Genomic DNA, 26,070 nt, shown 5'->3' on the forward strand with positions numbered 1-26,070 from the left:
ACGTGTGAAAGGAGCAACAATATTATTCGCCAGGGCAGTGTACGCGATTAACTGGTTTTACCTGGCCCCAGAAATACCGAACTTGATATCCGAGTATCATCAGTCCTACAAGTTGGCTGGGATCATCCCCCTATCTTTCTTCCTAGGGTCTGGTCTCATGCAGTTACCAGCCAGCTATATTGGAACCAAAATTGGACAGAGGAACTCCATAGTGCTAGGCCTCCTCCTCATGTCACTCTCCTCCTTTTTAGTCGCTTTTTCCTCTAGTCTAACGGAGGTTTTAGTCTATTACTTTTTGGGAGGTGTTGGGGCGTCCTTCTTCTTCTCCTCTGGAGGAAGCATTCTCTCTGTCTTGAACAAGGAGAGGGTGGGTCTATATCTAGGCGTTTATAACGCTCTATTCTCGGTGGGTGGTTTCATTGGCCTCAATTGGGTGCTTGTCTTTAGGGAACTCGGTTTTTCAAATGGAGTAGCTCTCGTTGGTGCCCTTGATTTCCTGTCGGCGCTCTTGAACCTAAGGTTACCCAACTATACACCGTCCTGGAAGGCCGTGAAGGATAAGGGAGTCGTACTGCTTGGTGTTGCCACTGTGGGAGTGTGGGGCATATACTACGCTGTAGGGGAGCTTTTCCCATCCTTCATGTTTTTCTTCTATCACGTACGCTCAGTGACTGCCTCAGAGGTTACAAGCTCTCTCCTCATTTTTTCAGCCATAGGAGGGGCAATGGGATGGCTAGGAGATAAATTTGGGGGAATGAAGGTCTTGTTGTCCAGTTCCATAGTGACCTCGCTCTCCCTCCTCTTCCTTTATACGCCCTTTTACGAGCTTGGATTAGCGATTCTAGGGATCTCCAACGAACTGGCGATTTCGGTCCTCTACTCAATCACGGCACTGAGGGTGGGCCTTAAGAACTCAAGCGTTACCCTAGCGATGGTGAACTCCATCAATATAAGCCTAGGAACTTGGCTCGAGTTCGTAGCAGGCTTCTTGGGGTACTACTCGTGGGCCACATTGGTGGTACTGAGTTTGCTTCCTCTTCTGCTCTTACTCAACTTGAGGACTCGAACCTAATAAGAAGCGAAACTTGGAACACCCTGCTCTCGTTTAGGATCTCCACTTCTCCCTTGGTATTTAACAGCCTGATTTTGTAGACTTTCTGAGGTGGACCTCCGTTGATCCTAATTGTGACCCAACTGGACACTCCGTTAACGACAAGTACGCACTTACCATTTATCTGGATTTTGACGCTCTCAAGAGGCTTAAGGTGAATGAAACTCTCGTTATATGAACTTCCCGGGAATTTTAGAGCCTCCACCATTATCTTCCTGTAATAGCTGAACCACAAACTACTCAATACTATCAATGGGAAAGTCAACACGGCCACTAACACGGCAAGCATTGTAGTTGCTTAAAGAGGAAAAATATATCATTATCTTATGTGGCAGCTATATTAGTAGGTTCTTTAACTGTAGCCTGAAGAATAATAAAAATGTGATACTGATCTGACCTCCTCCAAGCCTTAAGGGTTAGGTTTACAAGGTGAGGGAAACCCTCGCATGGCTGGTAGGGAATCAGACCGTCTCTACTAATCTGTTGACCATAGCGGCAACTCACGCGAAATTTTACCAATGGTTCAAGTTAACTCCCTATATACTGAGCTTAATTCTTTTATTCTCTTTATTTTTACTAGTATTGTGCCTTTCACGACTATTCATGATTGTTGTCGGAAAGTTTAAATAGTATAAATGTTTGTGATTCTTGGTAATTATGGGAGAGTACGACATAATAGTTATAGGAGGAGGTCCAATAGGACTCTTCGGCACGTTCTACAGTGGTCTAAGGGATATGAAAGCCCTTCTCATAGACTCCCAAGACGAGCTAGGTGGTCAACTGGTGACCCTTTACCCTGAGAAGGCTGTCTATGACGTGGGCGGCTTCGCTGGTATACAAGCCTACGATCTAGCTCAGAAACTGGTCGAACAGGCAAAGATGTTCGGTCCTGATATACGCGTGAAGGAGTGGGCTGACATGCTCGAGAGGACTCAAGACGGGATGTGGGTAGTGAAAACAGATAAGGGCGAGGCATACAAGACGAAGGCGGTACTTATTGCCGCAGGCATTGGGAAGATCACCCCAAGTAGATTAGGGGCGAAGGGAGAGCAGGAGTATGAGAACAAGGGACTTTACTATACCGTCAGAAGGAAGAGCGATTTCAACGGAAAGAGGGTCCTTATTGTTGGAGGTGGGGATTCGGCGGTTGACTGGGCATTAAACCTAGCACCAGTGGCAAAGGAAGTTACGTTAATACACAGAAGGGATCAGTTCAGGGCACATGAGAGAAGCGTTAAGGAGATGTTCGAGGTAGCGAAGGTCTACACTTGGCACGAACTGAAGGAAGTCAAGGGCGACGGGAACAGGGTTACTCAGGCAGTGATCTTCGATAACCGTACCAAGGAGGAGAAGGTTCTAAACGTGGATGCTGTAGTGATTAGCATAGGTCATAAGGGAGACCTCGGCAACATGCTGAAGTGGGGTTTGAATATGAAGGGAAGGGATATCCTAGTTAACACAAAGATGGAGACTAACCTACCGGGAGTTTACGCAGCTGGCGACATAGCCCAAGTGGAAGGTGCCCCCAAGCTCGCGCTAATAGCTGTAGGCTTCGGACAGGCAGCAATAGCTACCAGTGTCGCGAAGAAGTACCTGGATCCCAACGCCTCAGTATTCGCAGGGCATAGCTCCGAAATGGATAAGTTCAAGAAATGAAAGACCTTTTGTGATGAAATGCATTAAGGTACCCAGGCGCGAATTAGGTCGTATAAGGATAAGGGTAGCTCCTGGGTACCAAATAATTTTTGATGGAGATTTCGCATTAATTCCAGTACTGGAGCCTCAGCAGGGGTATGAAGCTGTGGAGTGCTCCCCTGCACCCAAGGAGACTACGCCTAAATTGAGGGATCTAATCCCTAACGTCTCCTCCTTCTACGTCATAGGAGACATAATGGTGCTGTCCCCCAAGAAGGAGATAATCAAAGCAGAACTGGAGAAATTACTAAAACTTCGCAGAGGAGTAAGGAGCATTTACATCAGGAAAAGAGTCTCGGGAGAATTGAGGATAAACGAGTTGGAGCACGTAGCCGGGGAGAAGAGGACTGTGACGGAATTCAGGGAGGGTGGATTAAGGTTTATTGTTGATATTGCCAAAGTTTACGTTAACCCTTCCATGGCAACAGAGAGACTAAGGTTGGTCAAGTCCATTCCTGAGGGGTCAAGGGTACTGGACGTTTTCACTGGTTATGGGGCTCTTGCCATCCATGTGGCCAGAAAGATAGGGTATGTAGTTGCGGGCGATCTGAATTTAGACGGTCTTTACATGGCTAGGGAGTCGCTGAGACTGAACTCATGTAGGATTTCCATGGACTTAGTGCAGTATGACGCTCGGTACCTACCCTTTAGGGAGAAGTCCTTCGATTGGGTGATTGGGGATAACCCTACCATGATAAACGTATTCCTCCAGGAACTATGTAGGGTGAGCAGGAAGTTCACTGTTGTCTACAGACTTGGGGCTCTGGAAGAGGGATGGGAAAGAGTCAACGACTACTCTAAGGACTTGGTCATAGCTAAGAGAGTTATCCGATGCCAGGATAAAGATGTCTACTGAACCTTCCTTCAGCTTAAGTACCAGATCCCTCCTGAGATCCCTTGCGGACTTGTCAGCTTTGATTAGTATGGTAGCGTCAGAGATGAAGTCAGACCTCCTCACGATTAGCTTAACGGGAGAACTGAAGGTCAGCTCTTTCGAACCTCTCCCGGTAACCATTTCAAGGACTCCGTCCTTATGGATCAGCACATATCCGTAACCTCCCCTCTTCAGAATAGCCTTGACATCTTCAGAAAGGTCCGTTGAGCCTTTTGTGGAATTGATACATATTATGCAGTCTCCCCTTCGAGTAAGATAGTCCTCCCTTGTTATCTCCAGGGTACTTCTATGTTTAGCAAGTACGTTCCGGTGTCCAGAGCACGTCAAGGTGTCAACTGCTATCATCCTTCTTCAGTATAAAGGTCCTCCCTCTAATATCTAAAAGTTCACTCTTAGTTTCCTTGGCGATCAACTGGGCCACCTCTAACCTATCGCAGGACCGGTCAAGTAACCTGATCTTGATCACTTCGTGCTCCTTTAGGTGTCTTTCTATTTCTTTCTTGGTCTCCTCTGTGAAACCCTTCTTTCCGATTCTTACCTCTGCGCTCCCTTCTATCACTTCCCTTAAGCTTCTCCTGGTTTCTCGTGTCATATCTTCTAGTCCACCCACAAACTAAACACGTTCTAATTAAAATCTTCGACCTTATCCTTCTCCTCTCAGTCACCCCTACGATTAAGGGGGTCTTACATTTCCTACAAAAGCTTCTCTTTACCCTCAAGGGGAGCTTCACTCTAGCCTTGGAGGTGTATTGAAGTCCTAGATCCACGTACTTCCTCGCTAGGTCTAACTCACCTTTGGAGGCTAGGAGCGCCGCCTCCATTATGAGCTCAACGGCCCTTTGACTTACCTCCTCTCGTTTCAACGGTTAAAATGGGAAGGAAACCATTATAAAGCCAGATCCTCTCTTTTCGCAATGAACGTCGTTTTCTTGGACTCCTCTGTGGAGTTGGTTCCTGAAGAGATATCAGGGCATCCAAGCGTAGTCAAGAACGCGAGAAAGTTCGGCAAGAACCCCACTGAGGTCCTTCTAGATATTTCTCTGCACTACTACGCTATGAGTAAGCTCAGTAATAAGGAGAAAAGAGGAAGACCAGACATTCTTCACAACGCCCTGACGATGTTGTTGACCTACCCCTCATTCCAAGGGGAGGTATACGTCCATACGGTGGACTCTAAGATAATATGGGTTTCTAGCAAAATGAGGCCTCCGAAGAATTACCTGCGATTTGTAGGTTTGATGGAACAACTACTAGTTAACGGGCGTATTCCTCCTACGGGAGATGCCCTCATGGAGGTAACAAATTTAACTCTGAGCGAAGTTGTGAAGGACGAAGGGCTCATTGTGCTGGACGAGAAAGGGGATAGGACAGATGCAAATTCCCTATGCCAGAGGAGAGAGTTCATTGGGATAGGGGCTTTTCCTCACGGTGACTTCAGTGAAGAAGTTAAAAGGTCTTCGAAAACGTTCCTGTCCGTGAGCGACAAAGTCTTGGAGACCCAACACGTAGTCTGTAAGCTGCTTTCCGCATGCTTTTAATTCTAGGTGGAGAACTTAGCCTTAGCGTAGATTATTCCCCCAGGAGAGGGAGTCAGATCTAACACCGTGAAACCGTAGCTCTCTAGAACCTTTTTAAATACCATTGAGGCACAGAAGGTCGACTCCAGGCTGAAACCTGTCCCGGTAAGCCTAACCTCGAACTCATCGTCCTCTATTTTCTTAACTTTCAGATCCTTAATCGGTAACACTGACTTCACGTTCTCATAAACTACAATCAATTCCTCCAGAGTGGAAGCTCTAGACTTGAGATAGGACGCCACCTGTAGTCCAGCTCCCTCACAAACTGTCTGAAACGCCTTTTGATCCTTTTCATAGGCCAGCTTAGCTAGGCTTTCAATATACCAAGAGGTTATGGGAACTACGTCAAGGTCTTTGAATATTTTGTGTAACTCTACAAGCTCCTGCAGCTTAGTCGAATCCTCTCCCATCCTTATCATCTCTAACATAGCCCTGAGGGCTAAGTTCGTCAAGGAGAAGATCGTGTACCCGCGACTCTTAGCCTCCTTTTCCAACTCCTTTATTAACTCACTGTCTGCAGCTATGTTAACTCTTCCCAACTTTGTTCGTAAATATATACATTTTAATACTTTATAAAATCTCTGTAATGTATTTTACAAACTAAAGCTTGTAGAAGAGAGGTCAGTGGGGAGTAAAAGCAACAACGTCGAAGATTATAAATAAAATTAGAAGGATTATAAATCCTCCTAAATACCAGTTGCCATCCTGGAATAATGCCTTTATTAAGTCAATCAAGGAATTTATCTCCTTTTTGTCCCGGCTCGCCATGATATACACTACATCTTTTTATGATATAAAACTTTTCTCCATTAATTCTATAATAAGTCTATTAACTCTGTCAAGTCTTCTCAACCTAAACTGGGCCTATTTGGTTCTTTATTTGAAAAAACGAATTGGCTACCTCATTCGATGTACTTTAGATGAGATAAAGGATTGAGAGGAATTTCCATAGAGGAGTTTCCATAAAGGATAGCCCGCCTTGGGATGATACCACGCGTGCAAGTCTGAGGTCATAAAATTCAGATGAAAAGTAGACTTTGAGAACACCCTTAATCTCAAATGCGTTAAATGATGGGTCTGGTAAAATCCTTAGCTGTGGTGGAAAAAAGTAAATGTGCGTGATTCTTTATTTCATAAATTACTTCCATGACTTCCTTTACGTGTGCCTCGGGGATTGATAATTCAGCCAGATAAATGATACTTTCATCCTTAATCCACATTACGTACCTCAAAAATGGTAAATATTGTAAGCTCTCCTTTATCTCCTCATATGGGGTAATCACATCGAGAATGAAATCCCTTCTGCCGTAGTCCACAACAAAACCCTGAATGGTGCCCAAGTTGAGCGAAGACTTGAGTATATCGTTCATGGACGAAGTTGTTGAAAAAGCGGATGCGTCTATAGGTTCCACCTCCCCTTCATAGGAGAACTCGTAGACCTGGGGCTCTGACCTCCCCTCGTAATCCAATCTCCAAGTGTCCATCATTACGTCGTAAGCCTCGGGTATCCCGGAGAAATTTTCAAATTTCACAACGGAAGCTCCGCGTTTGGAGAAGAGGATGGAGAAATTACCCTTAAGGTTAACCCTACTGTAAATCCCGCCATTAATATCTCTATGAAAAGTGACCTTTAGGAACTTATTGGCTGGGACAGGTGAGAACGATAGGTTCTTAACGGAGTTCAAAAGGTTTATAATATCCGCCTCGCTCTCTCCAACTAGCCTTGATATGAGTTCTACGTTGGGCCCTACTCTCCTCAACATCCTCAAGAGGTTTGGAAATTCAAGCATCAGTTTCTCTATGGTTGATAAGTCTAGGACCTAAAAAGCTCTCTAGGTACCTGAAACCGCTTCGTCTTGTTCTTCCGGGGACTCGTCTCATGATGGGTTTCAGTTGATATAAACTCGGCTGGTTTAGTCATATTACGTCCAGGCTCCTGACTGCCGGAAGGATTCCTTTCTCCGATGTTAGTCTGTAAAACTTACCTAGACCCTCCATCACCTTATCTTGAGGTACGTTATACTCCTGTATGTCAGCCCATATGGTCTTTTCGACTATCTCCTTGTCCATACTGACTTTCTGGGATTCGCTCATTATCTCCACGTCCCTGGGTATTACTCTGTCCAAGTTCTTCTCGGCGTACCTCTTACTCCTCTCATACAGCTCCTTGAACTTCAAGGCCACGTCCTTCCCAACGTCTTTGGAGATCACCACGGTACCCATAGGCATGGGCGATCCTCCGGATACCTTAGTCCACATCTCCCACATGCTAGAAACAACGAAAGGTTTAACACCTAACTTCTGCATAGCGTACATCATCTTTATTTCGTGGACTGCCACCAACACGTCCCCTTCTTTTCCCAAGGCTTTGATTTCATCCAGAACCCTGGGGATGATCTTTAGTCTCTTGTATTTACCAACCAGGAGTCGGTAGAGAGTAAAAGCCGAGGTATTGGGTCCGTGCACTATTAGGACGTTGTTGCTCAGATCCGTCAACTTCATTGGGGTCAACGATAGTATAGGCATCCCTGTTATGCCGTCGACGGCAGTAGCGACCGCATTTCCGAGGATGTAGTAGTCATCCTGAATGTAAGGGTACATGGCAGCTGAAGGGACTGATACGTCCACTGATTTAGTCAAAACGCTCATGTTAACGTCTTGAACCGTCGGGATTACTTCAAACTCTAGGTTTATTCCGTCCTCTTTTACCCAACCTTCCATCAAGGGTATGAAGGGATATAGATCCCCGGAGTCAGCTAATGCACCAACTTTTATTGTTACCATGGGGTTATATCAAGTCCTGTGGATAAAAATGTTAGTTTGTCTCGGTTCAACAAATCCAGTTAAGCTCAAGGCAGTCAAGGATGCGTTGGAGGAAATAGGTCTCGGCTGGGAGGTTAAGGAGGTTGACGTAGACTCCGGAGTTGACAGGCAGCCCTTTTGCGAAGAGACCATGGCTGGAGCTAGAAATAGGGCTCTGAAAGTAATGGAGGACGAGAGCTGTAACTTGGGTGTAGGGATAGAGGGGGGTATATGCTTCATTAGGAACCGGCTTATGGCTTACGCAGTAGTTTACGTCATAGGTAGGGATCAAAGAGAAAATTTTTCCTTTTCTCCCGCCTTCTCCCTGCCCAATAATCTAGCCAAACTAGTTCTCGAGGGGCGGGAACTAGGGGAAGCCACTGACATACTTTACGGAAGGAGGGATAGCAAGAAAGCGGAAGGAGCTGTCGGTGTACTCACCGGAATAATTGACAGAGCGAGGCTTTACAAGGACTCTGTAATTTTAGCCCTCTATCCCTTTTATTCCAAGGGTAGCTAAAATAGTTCCTAATACCGTGACTAAGAGCCAGCCCAAACCTGTCACCGTAACATACTCTTGACCTTTTTAGCTAGAACCGGTGCTAGTGCCCATCCGAACCTGTAACCTGTCACCACAATAGCGTTCTCAAGTCTGGTTATCACTGGTTTGCCATCCCCCGAGACAGCCCTGAAGCCTACCCTAACCTCCACTGGATTAACCTTTAAGCCCAAGTACCTGGAAAAGACCTCCAAGGTCTTCTCAACCTGACCTTTATCAATTTTTTCCTCTTCCGAGGGGTAGGAGTCTCCATTTAATAGAGTATATCCAAATCCCTCTACCCCAAGCCTATCCTCGAGCAACAGGACGTTTTTCATGCCCAGAGGAGGGGTCTTTATTACGTGCCCCTTGTAGGGCTTCACGTCAACGAGACTCTTCAGTAACTTCATCCTATCGTAACCAAGGGCAAAAACGTATTGCTCCGCCTGAACCTCTCCTATGTCAGTGACTGCCTTGGTCACTCTATTCTTCTCAAGCTCTACGCTCTTGAGTTCAGCCTTAACCACTTTAGTGGAAAGTTTAGACAGTAACTTCTCACCATTAACGTGAAGAACTTTACCTAAATCCTCGCTCTCTTGATGCAGTTTTGGCTCCAACTCCCTAGTTTCATTTGGGCTCAAAACCTTGTTGCCTCTTGGGGGAACCCTAAGGAGGTTCAGTTCCTTATATTCAACGCCCAACTCGTCACAAAGTTTCATGTATTCCATCATGGATTCCCTGCATTGATCCTCTAGATCACCGCACAAGCCGGGCATAACGTTCCATAGGCTAGCTAAGGAATTTCTAGGTCTCCCTTCACTATCCATTACTATTGCGTCCTGGAGATAGCGTGCGGTGAGAAGACCTGTTATACCTCCCCCAAATATGACCAGCCTATTCACAACTTTTTTTATGTTATTCTAATATAAACTTTTTTAATCTCTTATGGTTTAATCTAGTTTATGAGCGAGGAGAAGGACCCGGAGCTGGAAGCGTTGTTACAGAAAAAAATTAAACAGATGATGGGGCATAGGAATGCCATGGAGAAAGAGGAGACTGTAAAACACTTAGACTCTAAGAACTTCGACGAGTTCATAAAGGGAAGAAAAGTGGCAGTTGTTGACTTTTGGGCAGAGTGGTGCGCCCCGTGCTTCATTTTAGCCCCTGTAATTGAGGAATTAGCAAGGGATTACCCGCAGGTGGGTTTCGGCAAGATAAACTCCGATGAGAATCAGGACGTGGCAATGAGATACGGGGTTATGAGCCTTCCTACAGTGATCTTCTTTAAGGATGGAGAACCTGTGGATGAAGTCATAGGGGCTGTACCAAGAGAAGAGCTTGAACTGAGACTTAGAGGTCTGCTGGGCGATTGAGATGAAGGCGTTATTGATAGGAGTTGACGGTTTGAGTTACTCTAGTTTCATGAAATGCAACCCGAGATTCCTATTGACTCTGTTCAGTAGTACCTTTAGGGGAGTGGTCTTAAATAGGAGACCCCAGTATCCGTCTTCATCGTGGCTTTCAATCCTAGAGATGAGGGAAGTCCAACCATCCACATTCGACGTGAGTCCTGAGGACCTTACACTGATTAAGGAGACTAAAGCTGTTCCTGTTAACCTCCCCATATCCAACCCGACATTCGGTGAAGTTAGCCTAAAGTATGGCGAAGTGAGCCTTCAGGACGAGCTCGATAAAGTCACCGAGACTATTCTTAGCGCAGTGGAAAAAAGACCTGTAATAGCAGGTATAACTGGATTAGACGCCCTTCTTCATAGGGGGGGAGATAAGTGCCAGGCATACTCAATAGTGGATAACGCCTTAAGGAAATTGGTGAACGCTGTTGACGACTTTATTATCTTTTCCCCCTTCGGTGAACCCAAGTCGGCATCGGAAACTGACCACGAAGACTACGGAATCTATCTCTCAACGGTGCCTAGACCATCGGATCACGAGACAGTCAAGTTACCTGAAATAGGTTACCTGTTTCTGAAACTGGTGACAGGATCATAGGCCTAACATCCTGGCAGAACAAGAGTTGGATACTAAGGGTTTGCTCGGTTCTGTTTACCCTTCTAGAATAGCTATTTAGGTATGAGAGCCCGTTTCATTACCAATGAAAGTCAGCGTAATCATTTCGTCCCAGGACCCTGTAGGGAAGACTTTGAAGAGGCTAGGGTACCAGTTTGAGGAGATTACGGAGGACGTGGTCGACTTTAGCTACAATAAGGGTGACGCAGTAATAATGATTTGTAGGCATGAAAGTTCGTCCAGAACTCCCACCATAACTGTACACCACCCTGGAAACCCTGGGGGAAAGCCCCTTGGGGGAAAGCCATGGGAGCTAGGCATTGCCAACCCTAGACTTCTCACCTCCATCTTTAGAGAAATACTAAAAATGGACACTGACCTGGACAAGGTAATAGAGGCTACACACCACGGTCCAACAAACCTGCCGGTCTCTGTAACCTTTGTAGAAATCGGAAGTGATGAGCGTTTCTGGACAAACCAAGGCTTAGTGGACTCCCTGGCAAGAGCTGTCCTTCGTGGGATAGAGAACTTTGAGAATACAGATTGCTCTTCCACTTACCTAGTTTTCGGGGGACCGCATTACTCCAGGACAGCCTCGTCCCTAGCCAAGATGAACTGTATTTCACATATTATCTCAAAACATTTTATTTCAGAATTAAACTCGAACCTTATATTTCAAGCAATAGAACGTAATGTAACAAAACCAAATACCGCTATTCTAGACAGCATCCAACGGGAAAAGAGAGAAATGATAACCAATATATTAAGCTCTAATAATATATCTTTCCAATTTAGATAACAAACTATTCGAAATTATTGGGGACCCTATGGCAAGGATCTTAGGTGAGGACATCACCTCAATTGCAGTCACACTCGCATTGGGGATGGATATACCGTGTGCAGATATATCGTCCAAGTCCAAGATGCTTGCTATAACAGCCCGTATGGGGTCGTAATGACTCACGGCTACAACTACTTGTTCAGGCTTTAAGGAGCTAATGAACTCTAACACCCTCTTTTTCAGGATGTCCCAAGGTTCGAGATCCCTTACTTCCAGCTGTCCTTTGGCAATTTTGAGTTTCCAATGGTCTGTGGGATCAAACTTCTTGTTATTTAGCTCTCCCAACCACCTCTCCCTCAGTCTTTCATCTATAACCGGGACTAGTCCCAGTTCGTCACCTATTATCCTCGCGGTTTGGTAGGCCCTTAGTATAGGACTAGTAAATATTGTATTTATTTTGATCTTTTTCAACTCCTGGGCTACTTTCTTTGCTTGCTCCCTTCCCTCCTCTGTGAGTGGAAAATTGTGTACGTCATGGGATAATATCTTGTTGATGTTGGACACGCTCTGACCATGCCTTATGAACAGGATTAGTGTCATTTACCACTATTTTGACCAGGTTTATTATTAAGTTTCAGCTGACCTTGTGAACAGGAGTACAAGGAGTTCAATTTAAGATGAGACTATAAAATAATTTCGCGGATTTTTAGACAATTCGTCTTAACCCCCTAGGTATTGAACTCCTAAGATAGTCTTATGAGCGGGCGTTGATGTCTATTTCATCTTATTGTTGAAAAAACTGAAGAGGTTTAGCCGAGGAACAATTGAGATAACCTTAAAATTTTAACTCCGTTCATGATATTGTGGGGTTATTTAAGAGGAAGGAACAAGAACCTTCAGGTGATCTAGTAAAGATACTTTATACGACAGACATACACGGATCGGATGTAATTTTTAAAAAATTCTTGAATGCAGGAAAAATATACAAAGTCGATTTCCTCATAATCGGAGGGGATATTGCAGGAAAGTCCCTGACTCCCATTATAGAGTTGGGCGAGGGTAAATACGAGGTTGATGGAAGTACTGTTGGTAGGGAGGGACTCCAGGAGATCATGAACGAGATTAGGAAACAAGGTAATTACTATGTCATTGTGGACAGAAAAGAGCTGGAGGCTATGAGAGAGGACAAAAGGAAGGTGGATGAGGCCTTCAAGACTGCCATGGTAGAGGTCGTGAGAAACTGGGGAAGGATTGCAGAGGAGAAGCTGAAAGACACCAACATTCCTCTTTACGTGAACCTAGGCAATGACGACCCTCTTTACCTTTTCGACGTAATAGACGAGTCCAAGATCATGAGACGATGCGAAGATATGGTAGTGAACCTATCTGGGTACGAGATGATCTCATTTGGATACGTTAACCCGACACCGTGGAACACCCCACGAGAAATGAAAGAGGAGGAGATCTACGCTAGGTTAAAGGAGGAAGCAAAGAAGGTATCCTCGATGGAAAAGGCCATATTCAATGTACACGCTCCTCCCTACAACACTAATTTGGATAATGCCCCAATGCTGGATTCCAATTTGAAACCTGTAATAAAAGGAGGAGAGATTGTAATGACCCACGTAGGTTCCCAATCCGTGAGGAGAGTAATAGAGGAAGAACAGCCCCTCTTGGGTATTCACGGTCACATTCACGAGTCTAGGGGGTTTGACAAGTTAGGGAGAACTCTAGTCCTTAATCCGGGTAGTGAACATAACGAGGGAATACTACACGCAGCTTACATTGTCCTAGAGAAGGGGAAGATAAAGGCTCATCAGTTCATTATTGGATAGGATACAATGAGCTGAAAATTATTAACTTTCTAATAGATTAATACTAGCTCTCACATGAATGATTAAAATTTCCCTTGAAAGCGGCGCTTAGCGCTGCCTATGAAAACCCTCTTATCCCTTAACGCTTTCTTTAAAAGGTGAGTTCTCGGGACTATTAAAGGGAAGGTGAGATTCTCCATAAACCTCCTCGGTTATATAACAAGAGTTTATACCCTATAAACGTTCAAAAGGTTTTTATTATATTAATACCTATTCTATCCTATATGAGTCACACAGTTTCTCAAATTGCTACAAAGGTCATTCATGTAATAAAGGAAGATGATAGTGTCGTGTCAGCAGCGTCTGAAATGAAAAACCACAACATGGGTTCCATGATAGTGGTGGATTCAAACAATCAGGTGGTGGGTATCATAACGGAGAGGGATATGGTGAGGGCTTTGGCAGATAGGAAAATTGACGCTAAGGTTAGGGACTACATGACAGCTTCAGTTAAAGGCGTCACAGAGGAGACCACAATAGAGGACGCACTGGAAATCATGCTTGAGAACGGCTTCAGACACCTGCCCGTCATAGGTAAGAACGGGAAAATACTGGGAATAGTCTCTATTAGGGACATTGCACGAGCACTTTCAGATTCTCATTTTTTACAGTACGGAAAAGACTGGACAGAAGTGAAGGGTAGCGGAGTTGTGTGCCCTGTCTGCGGATTGGAAATAGACGAAACCGGTTACTGTAACTGTGGTACAGGTTCGAGCTAACTTTTTAAGACGGTTTTGGCTGTTTTCTACATATGATAATATTTTATGCCATAGGAGAAAAAGACCGCGCCAAAGAATTGGTAAGAATAATAACCAAGACTAGATGGAAAACAATATCGAGACACGCAGTTAAGATATCTAGTTCTTCAATAGGACCCTCCATAGTAATATTTAAACCGACCATGGCTGCCTTGGCGGTTGCCATGTGGCTTAAGGACAGGGCTGAGGAGCTAGGTATGTCCACTTCTGTGGGCTGGTTCACCCCTATTGCTAACGTCCCGGAGCAAGTTAACGATGCAGTGAGAACTGACCTAAACAAAATGCTCATGAGAAAACTAGAAATTCCCTGGAGCCCATAAATATCTCCTTATCAAGTGAGGTCTTTTTATTTTATGCGTTATGGATCAATATCTACGATTAAAATCATAACGTTGCGTATTATCATGGGTAACTTGACTAGAGGTAGTACTGCCCTAAACGTTGTGAGCTTAGCCTGACACTGTCTGCGTTTCTTCCCTCTGCTCAACCTTCATTGAGACGTTCTCATCGCTCCTGGTTATGATAATGTACTCTGTAAGATCTTTCAGATAATTGGTCAACTTCTGGAACCTCCTTTGATCGAAGGTCATGAACGACTCATCTACTATGAAGAACGGCGTCTTGAAGTAAGCCTTTATCGCAGTCACCACTAGTATCAGAGCTAGAGAGGTCCTTTCCGAAGAGGAGAGCTTCTTGAGATCCATAACCGTCCCGTTCCTCTTGGCTACTAGGGTGAAGTCCGGAGTAATCTCAGCCTCTAAGTCAAACTCCAACTCCTTTATCAGCGAGTTTGCTACCCTTACAAACTCCTCCCTCGTAACTGATAACCTCCTCATGTATTCTATCTGAAGGTTTTGGGACTGGGACTCAAGTTCCTCTATCTCCTTCTCTTTCTCCCTGATTTTGTTGAGAGTTGAACTGGGTACCCCCAGGCTCGCAAGTTCGTACTCAAGCTGGTTCTTCCTGTTCATAAGTTCGGAGATCCTCTTGGAGATAGCGTTCTCAGGACCCGTAACCCTTATCATATCCGAATTCTTGTTGAATCTGTCCTCCATTTCCCTCTTCTGTCTTTCCAGCTCCCCTATTTGCTCTTTGACCATTTCCATTCTACCAAACAGCTCCTGTTTCTTCAGCTTCAACCTCTGCACCTCGTTCTTCATGTTTTCAAATTCTGCAATTTTCTTGGTAATCTCCTCCTTTTTCTTGGTCAGTTCGTCGATCTCCTTCTTTATACCTTCAAACGAGTTTTGCTTTAGTCTCAACTCACCGGAAATAACGTCCACTCTCACCCTCCAATTCTCAGGATCGACGTGACTACCGCATACGTAGCATGTATCTAGATGGCTCTTTTCAGCCTCCTTTATCTCATCGAGAACCCTTTCCAAAACCTTGATCCCTATCTCAGTCTCATTTCTTAGGGAAGCCTTTCTCTGAAGCTCTTCAGTTACTTGATTCAACTGCTCTTCAAAAATTCCCTTTAGCTCTGGTTTTACCATACCTTCTTTCTGCTGGATCTCCAACTCCAATTTTGTATGTTTAGTCTGGAGATCCAATAGCTCCTTTTTCTTTTGCTCTATCTTGTTGTTAAGTTCTGCTAGTTTGTTCTGCCTAGTAACGGATATGGATTGAGTGGTGCTATTGATTAACTTGTCGCTCTCAGTCTCCTTCTTCAGTGACTCCAGTTCGTTCTCTATGCTCCTTATCTCAGCCTGAATAGTTACAGCATCCTTATACTTGGACTTGAGCTCCTCGTGTTCTCCCTTAATGATTTTTAGCTTCTCATCTACGCTCTGTTTCTGTTGTTTTAACTTCTCAATCTCTGAGGTTGAAGATATAAACCACTCTAGATCGTCTTTCCCGGACAGAATATGGTTTAACAACGCGTTCTCTGGTGAGAAATACGATAGGAGCAACGCCCTTTTATCGTCCATGATGAGCTTAGCGCTCTCGGTCAGTTTGTTCTTTAACCGCCTTATTCTCCTGTAGTACTCCTTATCTTTATACTTGACCTCCACATATCCCGAGTCAGAAAAGACGTTGAGAAGATCTTCTGGCTTTATTTCCGACGTCAACATAGAGATTAAAGCTCTTGACAGAGATGTCTTTCCGTATGCGTTAGGGGCAGTATATACATTCACACCCTCATTTATTTCTATGTCGAGAGGACTAGTTATTCCACCTATATTGCTAATTCTAATTCTCATGATACGAGACTTGTCACTCTCCTTTAAAAATATTATCTTAAGTTTTCAGCATATGATTACCAGATATAGGTGTTAGAAATATGAGGAGGAAAGTAATTGTAGACTCCGATACTGCAACAGATGACACTATAGCAATCCTACTATCCTCGGCTCTTTTCGATCTAGTGGGCGTTAGTATAGTGGCAGGTAACGTAAACTTTCAAGATCAGGTTAACAACGCTCTCTTCACTTTGGAATATATTGGAAGGGACGACGTCCCTGTCTACATTGGTTATGATAGGCCTATCTTAGGTCAATGGAGGACTGTTGAGGAAGTCCACGGGAAGTGGGGTATGAGCGGGTGGAGGGTCAGCCCTAACAGAAAAAAGCCCGAGAAAGAGCACGCTGTTGACGCAATTCTCAGACTGTCCAAGGAGTATGAGGGGGAGTTGGAAATAATGGCCATATCTCCCCTAACCAACCTAGCCCAAGCGTACCTAAGGGATAATGGCCTAACCAAGAGAGTCAAAAAGGTTTGGATAATGGGCGGGGCGTTCACTAGGGGTAACACTACCCCATTGGCTGAATTCAACTTTTGGGTGGATCCTGAAGCAGCTAAGATTGTGCTGAATGCAGGTTTTGAAGTTACTATAGTTCCGTGGGAAGTTACCGAGAAGTATGGGGTGATTTATGAAAACGAATGGGAGGAAATAGGGAAGTTGGGTAGTAGGTTGTCTGAGTTCTTCGTAAGGTCAAATAAGGCTCTTCTAGAATTTTCTAAGTTACAGGGAAATCTTGGGAGTGTACATCCAGACTCCTTAACCGTCTACCTAGCCTACAACAATCAAGCTATATTGGAAGAGAGAAAGCTTAAGGTTGATATCGAGCTCTGTTCTTTGTCCAGAGGGGGAATGCTAGTCGACTGGTACAACAGGGAACATAATTCTATAGTTGTACTCAAGGCAGACAGGGAAAGGTTCAAGACTGCCTTACTTGATGTCCTTTCATCATTTTAGAACATTCGGCGTATACTATAACGCTAAGGTTCTTGGGCTCTATCCCCTTTTCAACCAGACTCTTCTGGAGGTTCTCCAGATCCAAGTCCACGTCAATTATGTCGCCTATGTCCTCACAAAATACATTAACGTGTGGCTCCATCCTCATTTCATACCAAGTCTTTCCGCCCGCCTCGAAGGATCTAATTATCCCTGCCTTCTCTAGGGTCTCCAGAGCGTTGTAAACTGTAGATAAACTTATACTTGGCTCCGTCTTCCTTAATTCGTTAAATATCTGCTCCCCGCTAAAGTGACCTCCTCTTTCCATGACCCTTATTACAGCTATTCTCTGAGGAGTAACTTTTAATCCTCTATTCCTGAGCATTTCAGCGATATCCATTTCCATTATGTAATAACTATTATATCGTAGTAATTAAAATTAGCTTCAGTCATCCTAGAAAGTGGTTAATTATAGTTTAACGTGATCCCTTGTGACGATATTGTCATTCCCTCATGGTGAGTAAGTCTGACTCCTCCCCAAAAGGGGAGGTTTGTCATTCCTTTATCAAAAGGATGACGTGTACATCTTTATCTCATAAAGATACTTCTTAACTGCTTGGTCCATCAAGGCCTTTACTACATCAGTGGTAGTCACTATACCAGCTAGTTTGCCGGTTCTTTCCATGACAGGTATGCCCTTTATCTTTCTGGAAGCCATAAGTCTCGCAGCGTTGGACATATCCTCGTTTTCATCCACAACTATGACGTTAGGGCTCATCACATCACGAACCTGAACCTTCAGATCCTTGTACTTGAGAATTGGAGCCATGTAGAGAAGATCTGTGGTAGTTATAACCCCTAAGACTCTCCCAGGTGTGAAAACGACAAGTCTGCTCAGGCTGTTCTGTATTATCTTCTCAACGGCCTCGCCCAGAGTGGAGGACGGTTCTATGGTAATAACAGGAGAACTCATAAATTCCTTCACCTTTTGTATCCCCTTGACCTGCGTTGCATAGAAGTTTGAAAGATCGCTCTTTATTATGATCCCCACTGCCTTCTCGTTGTCGTCACACACTGCTAGGAGGGGTTGCCTTTTGTCTACTATTATCTGAGCAGCTTCAAAAGCATCTATATTAGGGTTAACGCACACTACATCCTTCCGCATGACCTCTGACACCATCACGTTCTCCATTGCCCTTTCCTCACCCATGCTGTACACGAACTTTACAATATCCTTTTGTGTGATCGCTCCTACAGGTCTTCCGTTTTCATCTATAACGATCGATTTGGGAACGTGTTCCATTACCATGATCTTGGAGGCGTATAACAATGTATCAAACGGCCGTAAGGGCATGAATTCTCTAACAATACCCATAAATTACTAATTTGAGTTCAAGCTTAAAACTCCTTCTTAGCAGGATATCGTGATTATGAAGCCCTGATGCCATAGGAACTTAGTTTTGAGCTTGCAATTGGTTATCTGACTTCCTCCAAGACCTAAGGGGAGAGGCTTCTGTGAATTATAAATACTCCCTAGATGCGTCTCGGATCTTTTGAGGTCGTTAGACCATTAGAGTGAGCTCTAATCCCTAGGGCAAAAATTGAGCAAGAATCTTTTGGTCGTAACCATTCTCGAGCCCAAATAGTTTTACGAGGTAGGGAAAGCCTCTCCCTTTAGGGAGGAGATATAAAAAGTATATAAAACCTCTTTTCTCCATTTCTCTATATCTATGATATGGAGAGGCTAAAAAGAGTGGGAACAAAACCGGAGCTACAGTTCCAATTAAGTTTTCCCCACCGCCCCTCTGCTCTCCCTAATTATCTACCATTCACTTACCTACCTTTTTGCGGAGTCCTCTAAGGTGTTCCTAGCTCTCTTGTGGAACGACCTTATCCTGCGTAGAACCCTCCTGTCCTCTTTCCATCTCTTCTCGTACTTCTGTAGGGACTCAGCCAGACTCTTGTAGTGATGGGCGTCCTCTAAATGAGTTGGTATCCTAACGTACTTTCCGTCGTCTTTTCCAACTACGAGTTTAGCCATGTTGATATCGACTGCGATACCGTCCTTAACTTCTGGTCCTTTCCGGTCCTTAAGGAAGGAGACCTTCAAGTACGCTTTACCATTCCTCACAACTAGCCTAGCCTCCCTCACTTCCTAGTCCTTGTATTCTGGCAGGTTCCTTGGATATCCCTTTATAGACAGTTCGCCAACTCCTGTTACCCTTACGCTCCTTTTATCGAAATCTATTTAAAACGATAGGGTTGGGATTAACCATACAGAGACGTTGCGGACTGTAGAGTACCTACTGCGTTTAGGGCTGTTTAACCACGACTTGCATACTGCGATTGCATCTGTATAGCAGTCTTGGGCAACTTTAGACGGTATACCGAACCTCTTAGAGTCACGTAAGTACCCTTGTATGTCTTTTAACAACGTCTTTGGCTTGTTTTCTCTTAACCATTAAAGGGCAAAAACGTGATTAAAGGCGTGAAAAAGTTAACAGGTAGTTTATGGACAGACTGTACTTGATGCGGCACCGTAGACTGCAGTACCCGATTGAATGGGGAAAAACACGGTCTCAAGGTAGTCTACTTCGACCCCAACTACTCCTCTGCTAGATGCCCACAGTACGGGAAAGAGATGAAGGAGTCGCCCACAGTACTTCCACTGTCCATGCGGTTATGAGAATGTGAATGATGTAATAGCAGTCATGAACTTGTAGGGGGTTCTCTGAGCCTCTCGGCTGCCCCCACATGAAGGCTGTAAACCCGGACCTATGAGGAAACCCCCATTATTCATGGCGTGGAGGAATCCAGCTCCGCGATGGTGGACGTTTTGGGATTACTATATTCATTTGGGGTATGCAAACTGGTCGTTACGTTTAATACCCTTGATGCACATGAAGGCTCCGTTCCCCCACTCCTTCGGGATTTCGGGAACCTCCTCTTCCATGGGGCCATAGTCTATGGTTGTGACAACTCTCTCTACTTCAAAGAACTTCTTTACGAGATTCATAAACTCCATTCTAGTCAAGAAGCGAGCTTTGGAGTAGTATTTGTGACCTCTGGAGCCTAGATCGCGGTAAAACTCGCCCCAGCTAGAGTCTGCAGTAACAATGCAACTGACGAATGTCCTTTTCGTTACTCTATTAGCCTCCTCGAAGAATTTTTCCAAGTTATCTAAGAAACATAAGGTTACTGAGGAGAATACGCAAGGAATGGCGTCCCTCCTGAAAGGGAGATAGTGAGCGTCAGCTAGGATCCTATCTCCATCGATGTATTTTAGGACAAACTCTGAGATATCCAACGAAATAACCTCTCCCTTTAGAGCCTCGTGAAACACGGAGGGTCCAGAGCCAACGTCTAGACAGTCCTTGAGGTCAAGAGCGTCCACAGCTTGCCTCTCGTTTTCATAAGTTACTTTATGATTCTTGTACCAGTTAAGGTAACCCTTAGGGTCATCGAATATTGACATTTGATTCCATCTCTTTCAAAAGGACTTTTATAAGGTTAATTTTGAAGTCCACTTGCTCAATGGTGCCCATGAGCTCGTCTCTACGCTTCTTCAGCATTAGCGAGGAGTAAATCATTTCGCCCATCTTCCCTTCCAACCTTGATATCTCCTTCTCTATGCTATTCCTTAGGGAGATGTAATCCCTCAGGAGCTGTAAGAGGGAGATTTCAACTTTCTCCTCAAGATTGAGGCCATAATACGGGCACAAAAAACAGAGAATGGGATGGGGTTTGATCTTGCCCTCCGCCACCCATGATGAAAGTATCCAGTCCCTTGTCCTGATGAGATTACAGTATTTCCCATCATAATGGTTACAACGATTACGCTTTTCGACTCCCTCCTGAATAATCCTCCCTGAATCGCTCACCCGAGAGGACAAAAAGACATCAATTATAACGGAGCGGAAGCTTTCCATTGTTATAGATTATGCACCATCTAGTAAATTAACTTTAACCAACTTTTTACCGTTCGTTGGAGGTATAACGTAATGAATGTCGACCTCCTTAAGCGATTTTTAGGCATGGGGCAGGGGCGACGACATTTTAAACGAGGACCTTTAAGAAAACAGAGGAAGTCTTAACCTAATGAGTGTGAAGTTCCATCAATAGAACTGTCCAGGCCACCAATCCACACTTCTTTTCCTCTTGAGGTTCAAGATCTCAATTATTCTGGACCTGTCGTTGTAAGATATTTTTACATCAAAATGGACTTTTACTAAGGGATAAGGGTAGCCCTTTACAGATATGTGATACAGGTCATTCATGAGAGTTTGTATACCCTCCTCGTCTGAAGTCATGACGTCAATTCTGAGGACCCTTTCCTGATCCTCGAGCCTAGCGTAAAAGCTACAGACCTGGAAGTTCTCAAGGTCCCTTCGCTCGTCCTCTAAGTCAATTTCTCCCTTAATGAGAGGTCTACAAGTTGTTGGCGTCCTTCCCATTTTAACGGTTAAAGTCTCAAGGATCGCGATATCCGAAATCTCGTGACGAAACAGATCTCTCGATTTGTTCATCTTAGATATCCACGCTAGCTTGGTTCCATATCTGCTCAGTAGCCTGGCCATGTAGACCTGCTTTTCATAAACTAAGTGTGTTAGCATAATACTCTCGTCCTGATGCTTTAGGGAATTGATCTTTCCCTCCTCGAAGGTTAATTTCCCTTCCAAAGGTTTCACATCACCTAGTTTCATCTTAACGCTACCGTCCATGAGTATCCAGTCGACCTTCTCTCCATTCTCAAGTGCCAACTTCAGTTCCATCAGGTTCATCAGCTCCCCAACCCTCTCCCTAGCTTTATTCCCAGGCCTAAAGACCCCGGACCTCACGTCCTGAGCCATATCCACTACGTTTATTCCCTCCGTGATCAACGCTTCAGCGTTAAGCACAAACACCGTCCCAGCCCTCAATTCCTTTACAAATTCTCCACCATCAACAGCCATGAATTTCTTCCTTGTTGGACTCGAAGGGACAAATTCCTTCCAATTACCCTGGACTATAGACCCTAGCTCCTCAGTTAGTTCCTCCTTAGTGACGTTGAGCTTACCCGCTATATTTTGAGCATTTACAACCAGTTCCTCATAGACCTTCTCTATCACTGGGGTATCTCCTCCTTTACCCTACTACTCTCTCCCACCTTCTCGACCCTTATAACGAAATCAGCTATCCTGAGAACCTCCTCATCATGCGTCACTACTATTATTTGAGGTACTACGTTCATAGATTCCCTTATCACTTCGAGGAGTTCAGCCCTCCTCTGGGAGTCCAAATGTATTGTGGGCTCATCTAGGATCATAAAACCTAGTTCTCCCATCAAGGTTTTGGCTATCGCTAACCTTAAGCCTAAAGCTATAGCTATCCTTTCCCCACCGCTAAGCATATTGATGGATAGAGTTTGCCCTGCCGGTGTACGAACTGATAGGTTCACCTTACCAGTCAGCGACCTAGTCTGTTCGATTATTATTTCAATCCTCACGAAGGACAGGTTGAACATTGAAACTATATCGTTTAGATTGTTCTCTATTCTGCCCTTCAGCGTGGATATCAAGTAGGACTGTAACATACCTTCACCTAGAACTTTCCTGAGCCTCTCAAGCCTCTCCTTTGCCCTCTCAAACTTACTTACCTCTAACAACCTCTCCTTGATCTCCTCCTCTGTTTTCCTTATCCTCTCTAAGTTCTGCATAGATGAAGTCAATCTCCCTTCCTCTGTAGCCTCATCTCTACTTAAAGTCTCCAACTGAGCGAGAAGAACCTTCAGCTCATTGTTTTTTCTTTCTAGGACTTGCGCATTGAAGTTAAGGGAAGCCAGCTCCCCCTCTACCCTCCTCTGTTCGTCTTCCAGTGTTTCCAGCCTATCCGATAACACTCGCTTTCTCCCCAGCTTGGATTGAAGCAGGGACAGTCTCTCCTTAAGGGAGCTCAGTTTCCTCTCAGACTCCTCTATATCTTTAGCGGTAACGTCCCCCAACTGTTTCCTTAGATTTTCGATATCATTTTCGATATCGAATAATCTCTGGTCCATCGAAGCTATCTCCATCTCTATGCTCTCTAGTTCCTCCCTACTGGCATTGGCTACTGTAAGGTACTTCACGGCCTTTTGCTCTATCTCTTTGAGTCTCCTGTCCACGTTTATGTAGCTCTCTTCATCTCTCCTGAGTTCCTCTACCTTATCCTCTAACGATTTTATCTCGGTGGACAGTTTGTTGACATTTTCCATGGAATCTCTTTTCCTGTCCTCTAACCTCTTGGCTTCCATTAGTTCCTTCTCTAGATTTTCCCTCTTACCCTGCAAGGAGGTGAGAGATGCCCTGAGCTTGTAAACTTTTCCCTCTATGTCCTTTATCCGTTGGGTATATTCCTCCAAAAGCTCCCTCCTGTGAAGGTCGTCGAGTGGACCGTTACAAACTGGACACTTTCCGCCCTTAGCTGTCTTAAGGGACTCTACACTTTTCTCCAACTGTTTCTTCTCGTTGGCGAGGGAGCTGATCTCCTCGTTCAGCTCAGTGATCTCCCCCTCTGTAGACTTCAACTCCTTGTCTATTAGTTCTAAGTCCCTGTGTGTAGGAATGAGATCTAGCTTCCTCTGTTCCTTCTTCAATGCGTCCCTCTTTTCGTTAAGAGCACTACTCAAGGACAAGTACATGTCGTGGGATTTTCCCAGTTTTTCCTTATCCTCCTTTAGCCTAACGTATTCCCTATAGACGGGTTCCAGGGACTCCTTCAGCTTGACGTCTGATTCCAACTTCTCCTTCCTCTGTCGATAGACCTTGACGCTCTTCTCCAGTTCCAGTTTCCTCTCTGTTTTTTCCTCCAACTGGGTGAGGATCTCCCTTTTCCCTCTCAAAGCCTCTAATCTCTCTATCTCACGTTGAGTCTCACTTATGTCTCTCTCCACGTTCTCCAAGTCCTTGAGCTCCGAGATGATCCTCTCCCTTTCCGAGATTACGTTCCTTCTAGTCTGATCCAGTTTTATAAACATTTCCTTCTTCTTCCCTAGCTCTTCAATCTCCTTCTCAAGTTTGCCTTTCTCCTCCTCTAACTTGGAGCGCTCACCCTTTAGACTAGAAATCCTCTCCTGCAATTCTGTTATCTTTTTCTCCTCTTGCTCCCTTTCGCTTTGAATTTTATTTAGATCCTGTCTATCCCTCTCTGAAAGTTTAATCCTGGTGTCGTATTCCTTGATTAGGCTAGGAATCCTTCCTCCAGATTCAGTAAGTTTTTCTAAATTTGTAATTTTCATTATCTTTTTAAGTACATCAGTAAGGCTATCAAAAATGGATTCAATATCACCTTGTTTTACAAATACTGTGGCAGGCAGAACTTTCTCATCTAGTCCCAACCTCTCAATTTTCCTCGTGACTTCGTTAGCTGATCTAGCCTCGAGTCTCCCGTTAATTAAAACCTGATCGGATTTGCTGGTTGGTATTACTCTCTTGACGTAAACTGAAGAGAGCTGATCCTTCAACCAAAGTTCGACTTCAGAGGTGGTCTTCCCTTTCTTTACAAGTTCTTCCTGTTTACCCCTAGCGTCCCTAAAGAGGGCAAACAGTATTCCATCCACTAGGGAACTTTTGCCTGCTCCGTTGTGACCAATTATGACGTTAATATCCCCTTTGAAGGTCACTTCAGTCCTCTCGTGGCTTAGGAAATCCCTAAGGCTCAATTTCTCTATCCTCATTTTTGACCCTCCGCGAATTTCCGCAAGAGTTCGTCAGCGTCGTCTGAATCGTACTTATTAATGATCTCAAGTATGAGGTCTACCTCTCCCTGGGTATACCCCTGTTGCTTAAGGTAGCCTGATATGAGTTCTGAGACCGTTCCCGTCTGTTCTGCCCTTACCGTCTTCATGTTTGGATCAACGGTCCTATCGTCATATCTATAGTGTTCAGCAATATCTTTCAACTCGACTAGCTTCTTGACGGCGTAGCTCTTTTTGTTGGAGTCCCCCTCTAGGACAATGTGGAGTATAGGCTTCCTCTGGAGACCTACATATCTGCTTTTGATATCCAAGATTGTCTTATCTATTTCCGAGACATCCACATGAATTATCTCTTGAGGCCTGACTTCTACGTTTATTGGTTGGACGCTAGGTTCCTTCTTGCTCAAGTCCACGAGGTAAGCTCCCTTTCCCAGCTTCTTCCAACCCTCAATCTCCTCGTTTCTCATGATTTCCGGAGATCCGGCAATGCCAAAGATACTTCCATCGGGCATCCTATTTAGAACCCTAGTGTGGATGTGTCCGCTAGCGTAATACTGAAATCCCTTGGGGAGGGACTCTATCTCCAACTCCCATGAGGAGTCGTAGGGTAAAAGGGGTTTTATCCCCTGGTGGAGCATTAACACGTTCCTATCTCCCTCCGGTTTCAAGTTGTTGAGGAGGTTGACTAAAGAGTCCCTTGACACGTTACTGTGATGTCTCACACCATAGAATCTCACCTTGAGGTTATCTTCTACGTGTTCGTAGTACCTTGGATCCTGATCCCCCATGAGTAGCCTGATGAGACCCAAGGACTCTCCCAGAATCCTCTGGGTGTAAATCTCCTCCCTTACTTTTGGGGTGTCGTGATCCCCTGGAATATTAAGGAAAGCCACACCTGAGTCCCTCAGGGGTTTAACCCTATCTATAAAGAACTTTATGGACTTGTTGCTGGGTTTGTACACGTCGAAAAGATCCCCAGTATGGACTACTACCTTGACGTGTTCCCTCTTGATTATATCAGTAAGCTGGGAAAAAGCGTCATACACGTCCTGTTCCCTGGAGTCCAAGTTGTATATTCTCTTGCCGAGATGAGTATCGGAGATATGAAGGAACTGCAACGAG

The 26,070-nt window shown here is 44.6% G+C and carries 30 protein-coding genes and 1 pseudogene; 13 read left to right on the top strand and 18 right to left on the bottom strand.

All coding sequences use genetic code 11. The features are described from left to right. The first annotated feature begins 4 nt into the window (after nucleotides 1-4). On the top strand, nucleotides 5-1,072 hold the full coding sequence (locus GWK48_RS08485; RefSeq protein ID WP_174631362.1) for an MFS transporter: 1,068 nt from the start codon (nucleotides 5-7) through the stop codon (nucleotides 1,070-1,072). Here the strand turns inward: GWK48_RS08485 and GWK48_RS08490 are convergent. Further along, the gene (locus tag GWK48_RS08490; protein WP_174631364.1) at nucleotides 1,050-1,400 is read right to left on the bottom strand and encodes a hypothetical protein; all 351 of its coding nucleotides are present in this window, start codon (nucleotides 1,398-1,400) and stop codon (nucleotides 1,050-1,052) included. The genes GWK48_RS08485 and GWK48_RS08490 overlap by 23 nt on opposite strands. Before the next feature lie 368 nt (nucleotides 1,401-1,768). Here GWK48_RS08490 and GWK48_RS08495 point away from each other — a divergent pair, with 368 nt between their 5' ends. Beyond that, a complete protein-coding gene (locus tag GWK48_RS08495) occupies nucleotides 1,769-2,767 on the top strand; it encodes an NAD(P)/FAD-dependent oxidoreductase (protein ID WP_174631366.1) in 999 nt (332 codons plus the stop codon). Nucleotides 2,768-2,780: 13 nt separating this feature from the next. Beyond that, nucleotides 2,781-3,662 carry a class I SAM-dependent methyltransferase gene (locus GWK48_RS08500; protein ID WP_174631368.1) on the top strand — a complete coding sequence of 294 codons (882 nt, stop codon included), beginning with the start codon at nucleotides 2,781-2,783 and terminating at the stop codon, nucleotides 3,660-3,662. 48 nt (nucleotides 3,663-3,710) lie between these two features. Here GWK48_RS08500 and GWK48_RS08505 read toward each other — a convergent pair. The 3 genes and pseudogenes from GWK48_RS08505 to GWK48_RS08510 form a co-directional block, all read right to left on the bottom strand. Further along, nucleotides 3,711-4,046: pseudogene (locus GWK48_RS08505) on the bottom strand (DUF371 domain-containing protein); the annotation flags it as partial. Then, nucleotides 4,033-4,233, bottom strand: a complete 201-nt coding sequence (locus GWK48_RS11500; protein ID WP_246263943.1) for a YhbY family RNA-binding protein — start codon at nucleotides 4,231-4,233, stop codon at nucleotides 4,033-4,035. The pseudogene GWK48_RS08505 and the gene GWK48_RS11500, both read right to left, overlap by 14 nt. After that, nucleotides 4,145-4,522, bottom strand: a complete 378-nt coding sequence (locus GWK48_RS08510) for a ribonuclease P protein component 4 (RefSeq protein WP_174632700.1) — start codon at nucleotides 4,520-4,522, stop codon at nucleotides 4,145-4,147. Before GWK48_RS08510 ends, GWK48_RS11500 begins: the two co-directional genes overlap by 89 nt. A 93-nt stretch (nucleotides 4,523-4,615) precedes the next feature. On the opposite strand from GWK48_RS08510, the gene GWK48_RS08515 reads away from it, so the two are divergent. Further along, the gene (locus GWK48_RS08515; protein WP_174631370.1) at nucleotides 4,616-5,239 is read left to right on the top strand and encodes a 16S rRNA methyltransferase; all 624 of its coding nucleotides are present in this window, start codon (nucleotides 4,616-4,618) and stop codon (nucleotides 5,237-5,239) included. Nucleotides 5,240-5,241: 2 nt separating this feature from the next. Here the strand turns inward: GWK48_RS08515 and GWK48_RS08520 are convergent, their stop codons facing one another. From GWK48_RS08520 to GWK48_RS08530, 3 genes are all read right to left on the bottom strand, one after another. Further along, the gene (locus GWK48_RS08520; protein WP_174631372.1) at nucleotides 5,242-5,817 is read right to left on the bottom strand and encodes a hypothetical protein; all 576 of its coding nucleotides are present in this window, start codon (nucleotides 5,815-5,817) and stop codon (nucleotides 5,242-5,244) included. A 525-nt stretch (nucleotides 5,818-6,342) separates the two neighbouring features. Further along, a complete protein-coding gene (locus GWK48_RS08525; RefSeq protein WP_174631373.1) occupies nucleotides 6,343-7,068 on the bottom strand; it encodes a hypothetical protein in 726 nt (241 codons plus the stop codon). A gap of 127 nt (nucleotides 7,069-7,195) precedes the next feature. Further along, nucleotides 7,196-8,062, bottom strand: a complete 867-nt coding sequence (locus tag GWK48_RS08530) for an MqnA/MqnD/SBP family protein (protein WP_174631375.1) — start codon at nucleotides 8,060-8,062, stop codon at nucleotides 7,196-7,198. A 28-nt stretch (nucleotides 8,063-8,090) separates the two neighbouring features. Between GWK48_RS08530 and yjjX the strand changes: the two genes are divergently transcribed. After that, complete coding sequence (yjjX, locus tag GWK48_RS08535) at nucleotides 8,091-8,600, top strand: inosine/xanthosine triphosphatase (RefSeq protein WP_174632702.1); 510 nt, start codon at nucleotides 8,091-8,093, stop codon at nucleotides 8,598-8,600. Between the two features lie 41 nt (nucleotides 8,601-8,641). On the opposite strand, the gene GWK48_RS08540 is transcribed toward yjjX, so the two are convergent. Then, nucleotides 8,642-9,520, bottom strand: a complete 879-nt coding sequence (locus tag GWK48_RS08540; protein ID WP_174631377.1) for an NAD(P)/FAD-dependent oxidoreductase — start codon at nucleotides 9,518-9,520, stop codon at nucleotides 8,642-8,644. A gap of 60 nt (nucleotides 9,521-9,580) precedes the next feature. On the opposite strand from GWK48_RS08540, the gene trxA reads away from it, so the two are divergent. The 3 genes from trxA to GWK48_RS08555 all read left to right on the top strand — a co-directional run bounded on the left by trxA (nucleotide 9,581) and on the right by GWK48_RS08555 (nucleotide 11,445). Then, nucleotides 9,581-9,991: a thioredoxin gene (gene trxA, locus GWK48_RS08545; protein ID WP_174631379.1), complete on the top strand. Its 411-nt coding sequence runs from the start codon at nucleotides 9,581-9,583 to the stop codon at nucleotides 9,989-9,991. Nucleotide 9,992: 1 nt separating this feature from the next. After that, nucleotides 9,993-10,628 (top strand): hypothetical protein, encoded by a 636-nt coding sequence (locus tag GWK48_RS08550; RefSeq protein WP_174631381.1) that lies wholly within the window; start codon nucleotides 9,993-9,995, stop codon nucleotides 10,626-10,628. Nucleotides 10,629-10,731: 103 nt separating this feature from the next. Continuing rightward, nucleotides 10,732-11,445: a D-aminoacyl-tRNA deacylase gene (locus tag GWK48_RS08555; protein ID WP_174631383.1), complete on the top strand. Its 714-nt coding sequence runs from the start codon at nucleotides 10,732-10,734 to the stop codon at nucleotides 11,443-11,445. On the opposite strand, the gene GWK48_RS08560 is transcribed toward GWK48_RS08555, so the two are convergent. Then, the gene (locus GWK48_RS08560) at nucleotides 11,410-12,027 is read right to left on the bottom strand and encodes a 2,3-diphosphoglycerate-dependent phosphoglycerate mutase (protein ID WP_174631385.1); all 618 of its coding nucleotides are present in this window, start codon (nucleotides 12,025-12,027) and stop codon (nucleotides 11,410-11,412) included. The genes GWK48_RS08555 and GWK48_RS08560 overlap by 36 nt on opposite strands. Nucleotides 12,028-12,290: 263 nt before the next feature. Here GWK48_RS08560 and GWK48_RS08565 point away from each other — a divergent pair, with 263 nt between their 5' ends. The 3 genes from GWK48_RS08565 to GWK48_RS08575 all read left to right on the top strand — a co-directional run bounded on the left by GWK48_RS08565 (nucleotide 12,291) and on the right by GWK48_RS08575 (nucleotide 14,379). Continuing rightward, entirely contained in the window at nucleotides 12,291-13,262 is a 972-nt protein-coding gene (locus GWK48_RS08565; RefSeq protein WP_174631387.1) for a metallophosphoesterase family protein, read from the top strand. A 263-nt stretch (nucleotides 13,263-13,525) separates the two neighbouring features. Then, nucleotides 13,526-14,020, top strand: coding sequence for a CBS domain-containing protein (locus tag GWK48_RS08570; RefSeq protein ID WP_174631389.1), 495 nt, complete (start codon nucleotides 13,526-13,528; stop codon nucleotides 14,018-14,020). Nucleotides 14,021-14,052: 32 nt separating this feature from the next. Further along, entirely contained in the window at nucleotides 14,053-14,379 is a 327-nt protein-coding gene (locus GWK48_RS08575; protein ID WP_174631390.1) for a hypothetical protein, read from the top strand. Between the two features lie 129 nt (nucleotides 14,380-14,508). Here GWK48_RS08575 and GWK48_RS08580 read toward each other — a convergent pair whose 3' ends face one another. Beyond that, nucleotides 14,509-16,263, bottom strand: coding sequence for an archaea-specific SMC-related protein (locus GWK48_RS08580; protein ID WP_174631392.1), 1,755 nt, complete (start codon nucleotides 16,261-16,263; stop codon nucleotides 14,509-14,511). Between the two features lie 80 nt (nucleotides 16,264-16,343). Between GWK48_RS08580 and GWK48_RS08585 the strand changes: the two genes are divergently transcribed. Beyond that, nucleotides 16,344-17,258 (top strand): nucleoside hydrolase, encoded by a 915-nt coding sequence (locus GWK48_RS08585; protein WP_174631394.1) that lies wholly within the window; start codon nucleotides 16,344-16,346, stop codon nucleotides 17,256-17,258. Here GWK48_RS08585 and GWK48_RS08590 read toward each other — a convergent pair. The 3 genes from GWK48_RS08590 to GWK48_RS08600 form a co-directional block, all read right to left on the bottom strand. Beyond that, nucleotides 17,221-17,643, bottom strand: a complete 423-nt coding sequence (locus tag GWK48_RS08590) for a Fur family transcriptional regulator (protein ID WP_174631396.1) — start codon at nucleotides 17,641-17,643, stop codon at nucleotides 17,221-17,223. The two genes, GWK48_RS08585 and GWK48_RS08590, sit on opposite strands and share 38 nt — an antisense overlap. Before the next feature lie 159 nt (nucleotides 17,644-17,802). Beyond that, a complete protein-coding gene (locus tag GWK48_RS08595; RefSeq protein WP_174631406.1) occupies nucleotides 17,803-18,612 on the bottom strand; it encodes a CBS domain-containing protein in 810 nt (269 codons plus the stop codon). Between the two features lie 462 nt (nucleotides 18,613-19,074). Next, entirely contained in the window at nucleotides 19,075-19,389 is a 315-nt protein-coding gene (locus tag GWK48_RS08600) for a hypothetical protein (protein WP_174631408.1), read from the bottom strand. A gap of 405 nt (nucleotides 19,390-19,794) precedes the next feature. Here GWK48_RS08600 and GWK48_RS11360 point away from each other — a divergent pair, with 405 nt between their 5' ends. Further along, on the top strand, nucleotides 19,795-19,923 hold the full coding sequence (locus GWK48_RS11360) for a transposase (protein ID WP_217451747.1): 129 nt from the start codon (nucleotides 19,795-19,797) through the stop codon (nucleotides 19,921-19,923). Nucleotides 19,924-20,088: 165 nt separating this feature from the next. On the opposite strand, the gene GWK48_RS08610 is transcribed toward GWK48_RS11360, so the two are convergent. From GWK48_RS08610 to mre11, 5 genes are all read right to left on the bottom strand, one after another. Continuing rightward, a complete protein-coding gene (locus GWK48_RS08610) occupies nucleotides 20,089-20,712 on the bottom strand; it encodes a class I SAM-dependent methyltransferase (RefSeq protein ID WP_174631410.1) in 624 nt (207 codons plus the stop codon). Further along, on the bottom strand, nucleotides 20,696-21,166 hold the full coding sequence (locus GWK48_RS08615) for a hypothetical protein (RefSeq protein WP_174631412.1): 471 nt from the start codon (nucleotides 21,164-21,166) through the stop codon (nucleotides 20,696-20,698). The genes GWK48_RS08610 and GWK48_RS08615 overlap by 17 nt, the downstream gene beginning before the upstream one ends. Nucleotides 21,167-21,352: 186 nt before the next feature. Next, complete coding sequence (nurA, locus tag GWK48_RS08620) at nucleotides 21,353-22,345, bottom strand: DNA double-strand break repair nuclease NurA (RefSeq protein WP_174631414.1); 993 nt, start codon at nucleotides 22,343-22,345, stop codon at nucleotides 21,353-21,355. Next, on the bottom strand, nucleotides 22,342-24,927 hold the full coding sequence (locus GWK48_RS08625; RefSeq protein WP_174631415.1) for an AAA family ATPase: 2,586 nt from the start codon (nucleotides 24,925-24,927) through the stop codon (nucleotides 22,342-22,344). The genes nurA and GWK48_RS08625 overlap by 4 nt, the downstream gene beginning before the upstream one ends. Then, on the bottom strand, nucleotides 24,924-26,066 hold the full coding sequence (gene mre11 / locus GWK48_RS08630; protein ID WP_174631417.1) for a DNA double-strand break repair protein Mre11: 1,143 nt from the start codon (nucleotides 26,064-26,066) through the stop codon (nucleotides 24,924-24,926). Before mre11 ends, GWK48_RS08625 begins: the two co-directional genes overlap by 4 nt. Between the last annotated feature and the right edge of the window lie 4 nt (nucleotides 26,067-26,070).

This window comes from Metallosphaera tengchongensis, assembly GCF_013343295.1.
Taxonomy (GTDB): domain Archaea; phylum Thermoproteota; class Thermoprotei_A; order Sulfolobales; family Sulfolobaceae; genus Metallosphaera; species Metallosphaera tengchongensis.

Bases quoted from the DNA above. Each gene is read 5' to 3' on its own strand.
- GWK48_RS08490 (WP_174631364.1), bottom strand. From the start codon at position 1,400: ATGCTTGCCGTGTTAGTGGCCGTGTTGACTTTCCCATTGATAGTATTG.
- GWK48_RS08495 (WP_174631366.1), top strand. From the start codon at position 1,769: ATGGGAGAGTACGACATAATAGTTATAGGAGGAGGTCCAATAGGACTC.
- GWK48_RS08500 (WP_174631368.1), top strand. From the start codon at position 2,781: ATGAAATGCATTAAGGTACCCAGGCGCGAATTAGGTCGTATAAGGATA.
- GWK48_RS08510 (WP_174632700.1), bottom strand. From the start codon at position 4,522: ATGGAGGCGGCGCTCCTAGCCTCCAAAGGTGAGTTAGACCTAGCGAGG.
- GWK48_RS08515 (WP_174631370.1), top strand. From the start codon at position 4,616: ATGAACGTCGTTTTCTTGGACTCCTCTGTGGAGTTGGTTCCTGAAGAG.
- GWK48_RS08525 (WP_174631373.1), bottom strand. From the start codon at position 7,068: ATGCTTGAATTTCCAAACCTCTTGAGGATGTTGAGGAGAGTAGGGCCC.
- GWK48_RS08530 (WP_174631375.1), bottom strand. From the start codon at position 8,062: ATGGTAACAATAAAAGTTGGTGCATTAGCTGACTCCGGGGATCTATAT.
- yjjX (WP_174632702.1), top strand. From the start codon at position 8,091: ATGTTAGTTTGTCTCGGTTCAACAAATCCAGTTAAGCTCAAGGCAGTC.
- trxA (WP_174631379.1), top strand. From the start codon at position 9,581: ATGAGCGAGGAGAAGGACCCGGAGCTGGAAGCGTTGTTACAGAAAAAA.
- GWK48_RS08550 (WP_174631381.1), top strand. From the start codon at position 9,993: ATGAAGGCGTTATTGATAGGAGTTGACGGTTTGAGTTACTCTAGTTTC.
- GWK48_RS08555 (WP_174631383.1), top strand. From the start codon at position 10,732: ATGAAAGTCAGCGTAATCATTTCGTCCCAGGACCCTGTAGGGAAGACT.
- GWK48_RS08560 (WP_174631385.1), bottom strand. From the start codon at position 12,027: ATGACACTAATCCTGTTCATAAGGCATGGTCAGAGCGTGTCCAACATC.
- GWK48_RS08570 (WP_174631389.1), top strand. From the start codon at position 13,526: ATGAGTCACACAGTTTCTCAAATTGCTACAAAGGTCATTCATGTAATA.
- GWK48_RS08575 (WP_174631390.1), top strand. From the start codon at position 14,053: ATGATAATATTTTATGCCATAGGAGAAAAAGACCGCGCCAAAGAATTG.
- GWK48_RS08580 (WP_174631392.1), bottom strand. From the start codon at position 16,263: ATGAGAATTAGAATTAGCAATATAGGTGGAATAACTAGTCCTCTCGAC.
- GWK48_RS08585 (WP_174631394.1), top strand. From the start codon at position 16,344: ATGAGGAGGAAAGTAATTGTAGACTCCGATACTGCAACAGATGACACT.
- GWK48_RS08590 (WP_174631396.1), bottom strand. From the start codon at position 17,643: ATGGAAATGGATATCGCTGAAATGCTCAGGAATAGAGGATTAAAAGTT.
- GWK48_RS08595 (WP_174631406.1), bottom strand. From the start codon at position 18,612: ATGGGTATTGTTAGAGAATTCATGCCCTTACGGCCGTTTGATACATTG.
- GWK48_RS08610 (WP_174631410.1), bottom strand. From the start codon at position 20,712: ATGTCAATATTCGATGACCCTAAGGGTTACCTTAACTGGTACAAGAAT.
- GWK48_RS08615 (WP_174631412.1), bottom strand. From the start codon at position 21,166: ATGGAAAGCTTCCGCTCCGTTATAATTGATGTCTTTTTGTCCTCTCGG.
- GWK48_RS08625 (WP_174631415.1), bottom strand. From the start codon at position 24,927: ATGAGGATAGAGAAATTGAGCCTTAGGGATTTCCTAAGCCACGAGAGG.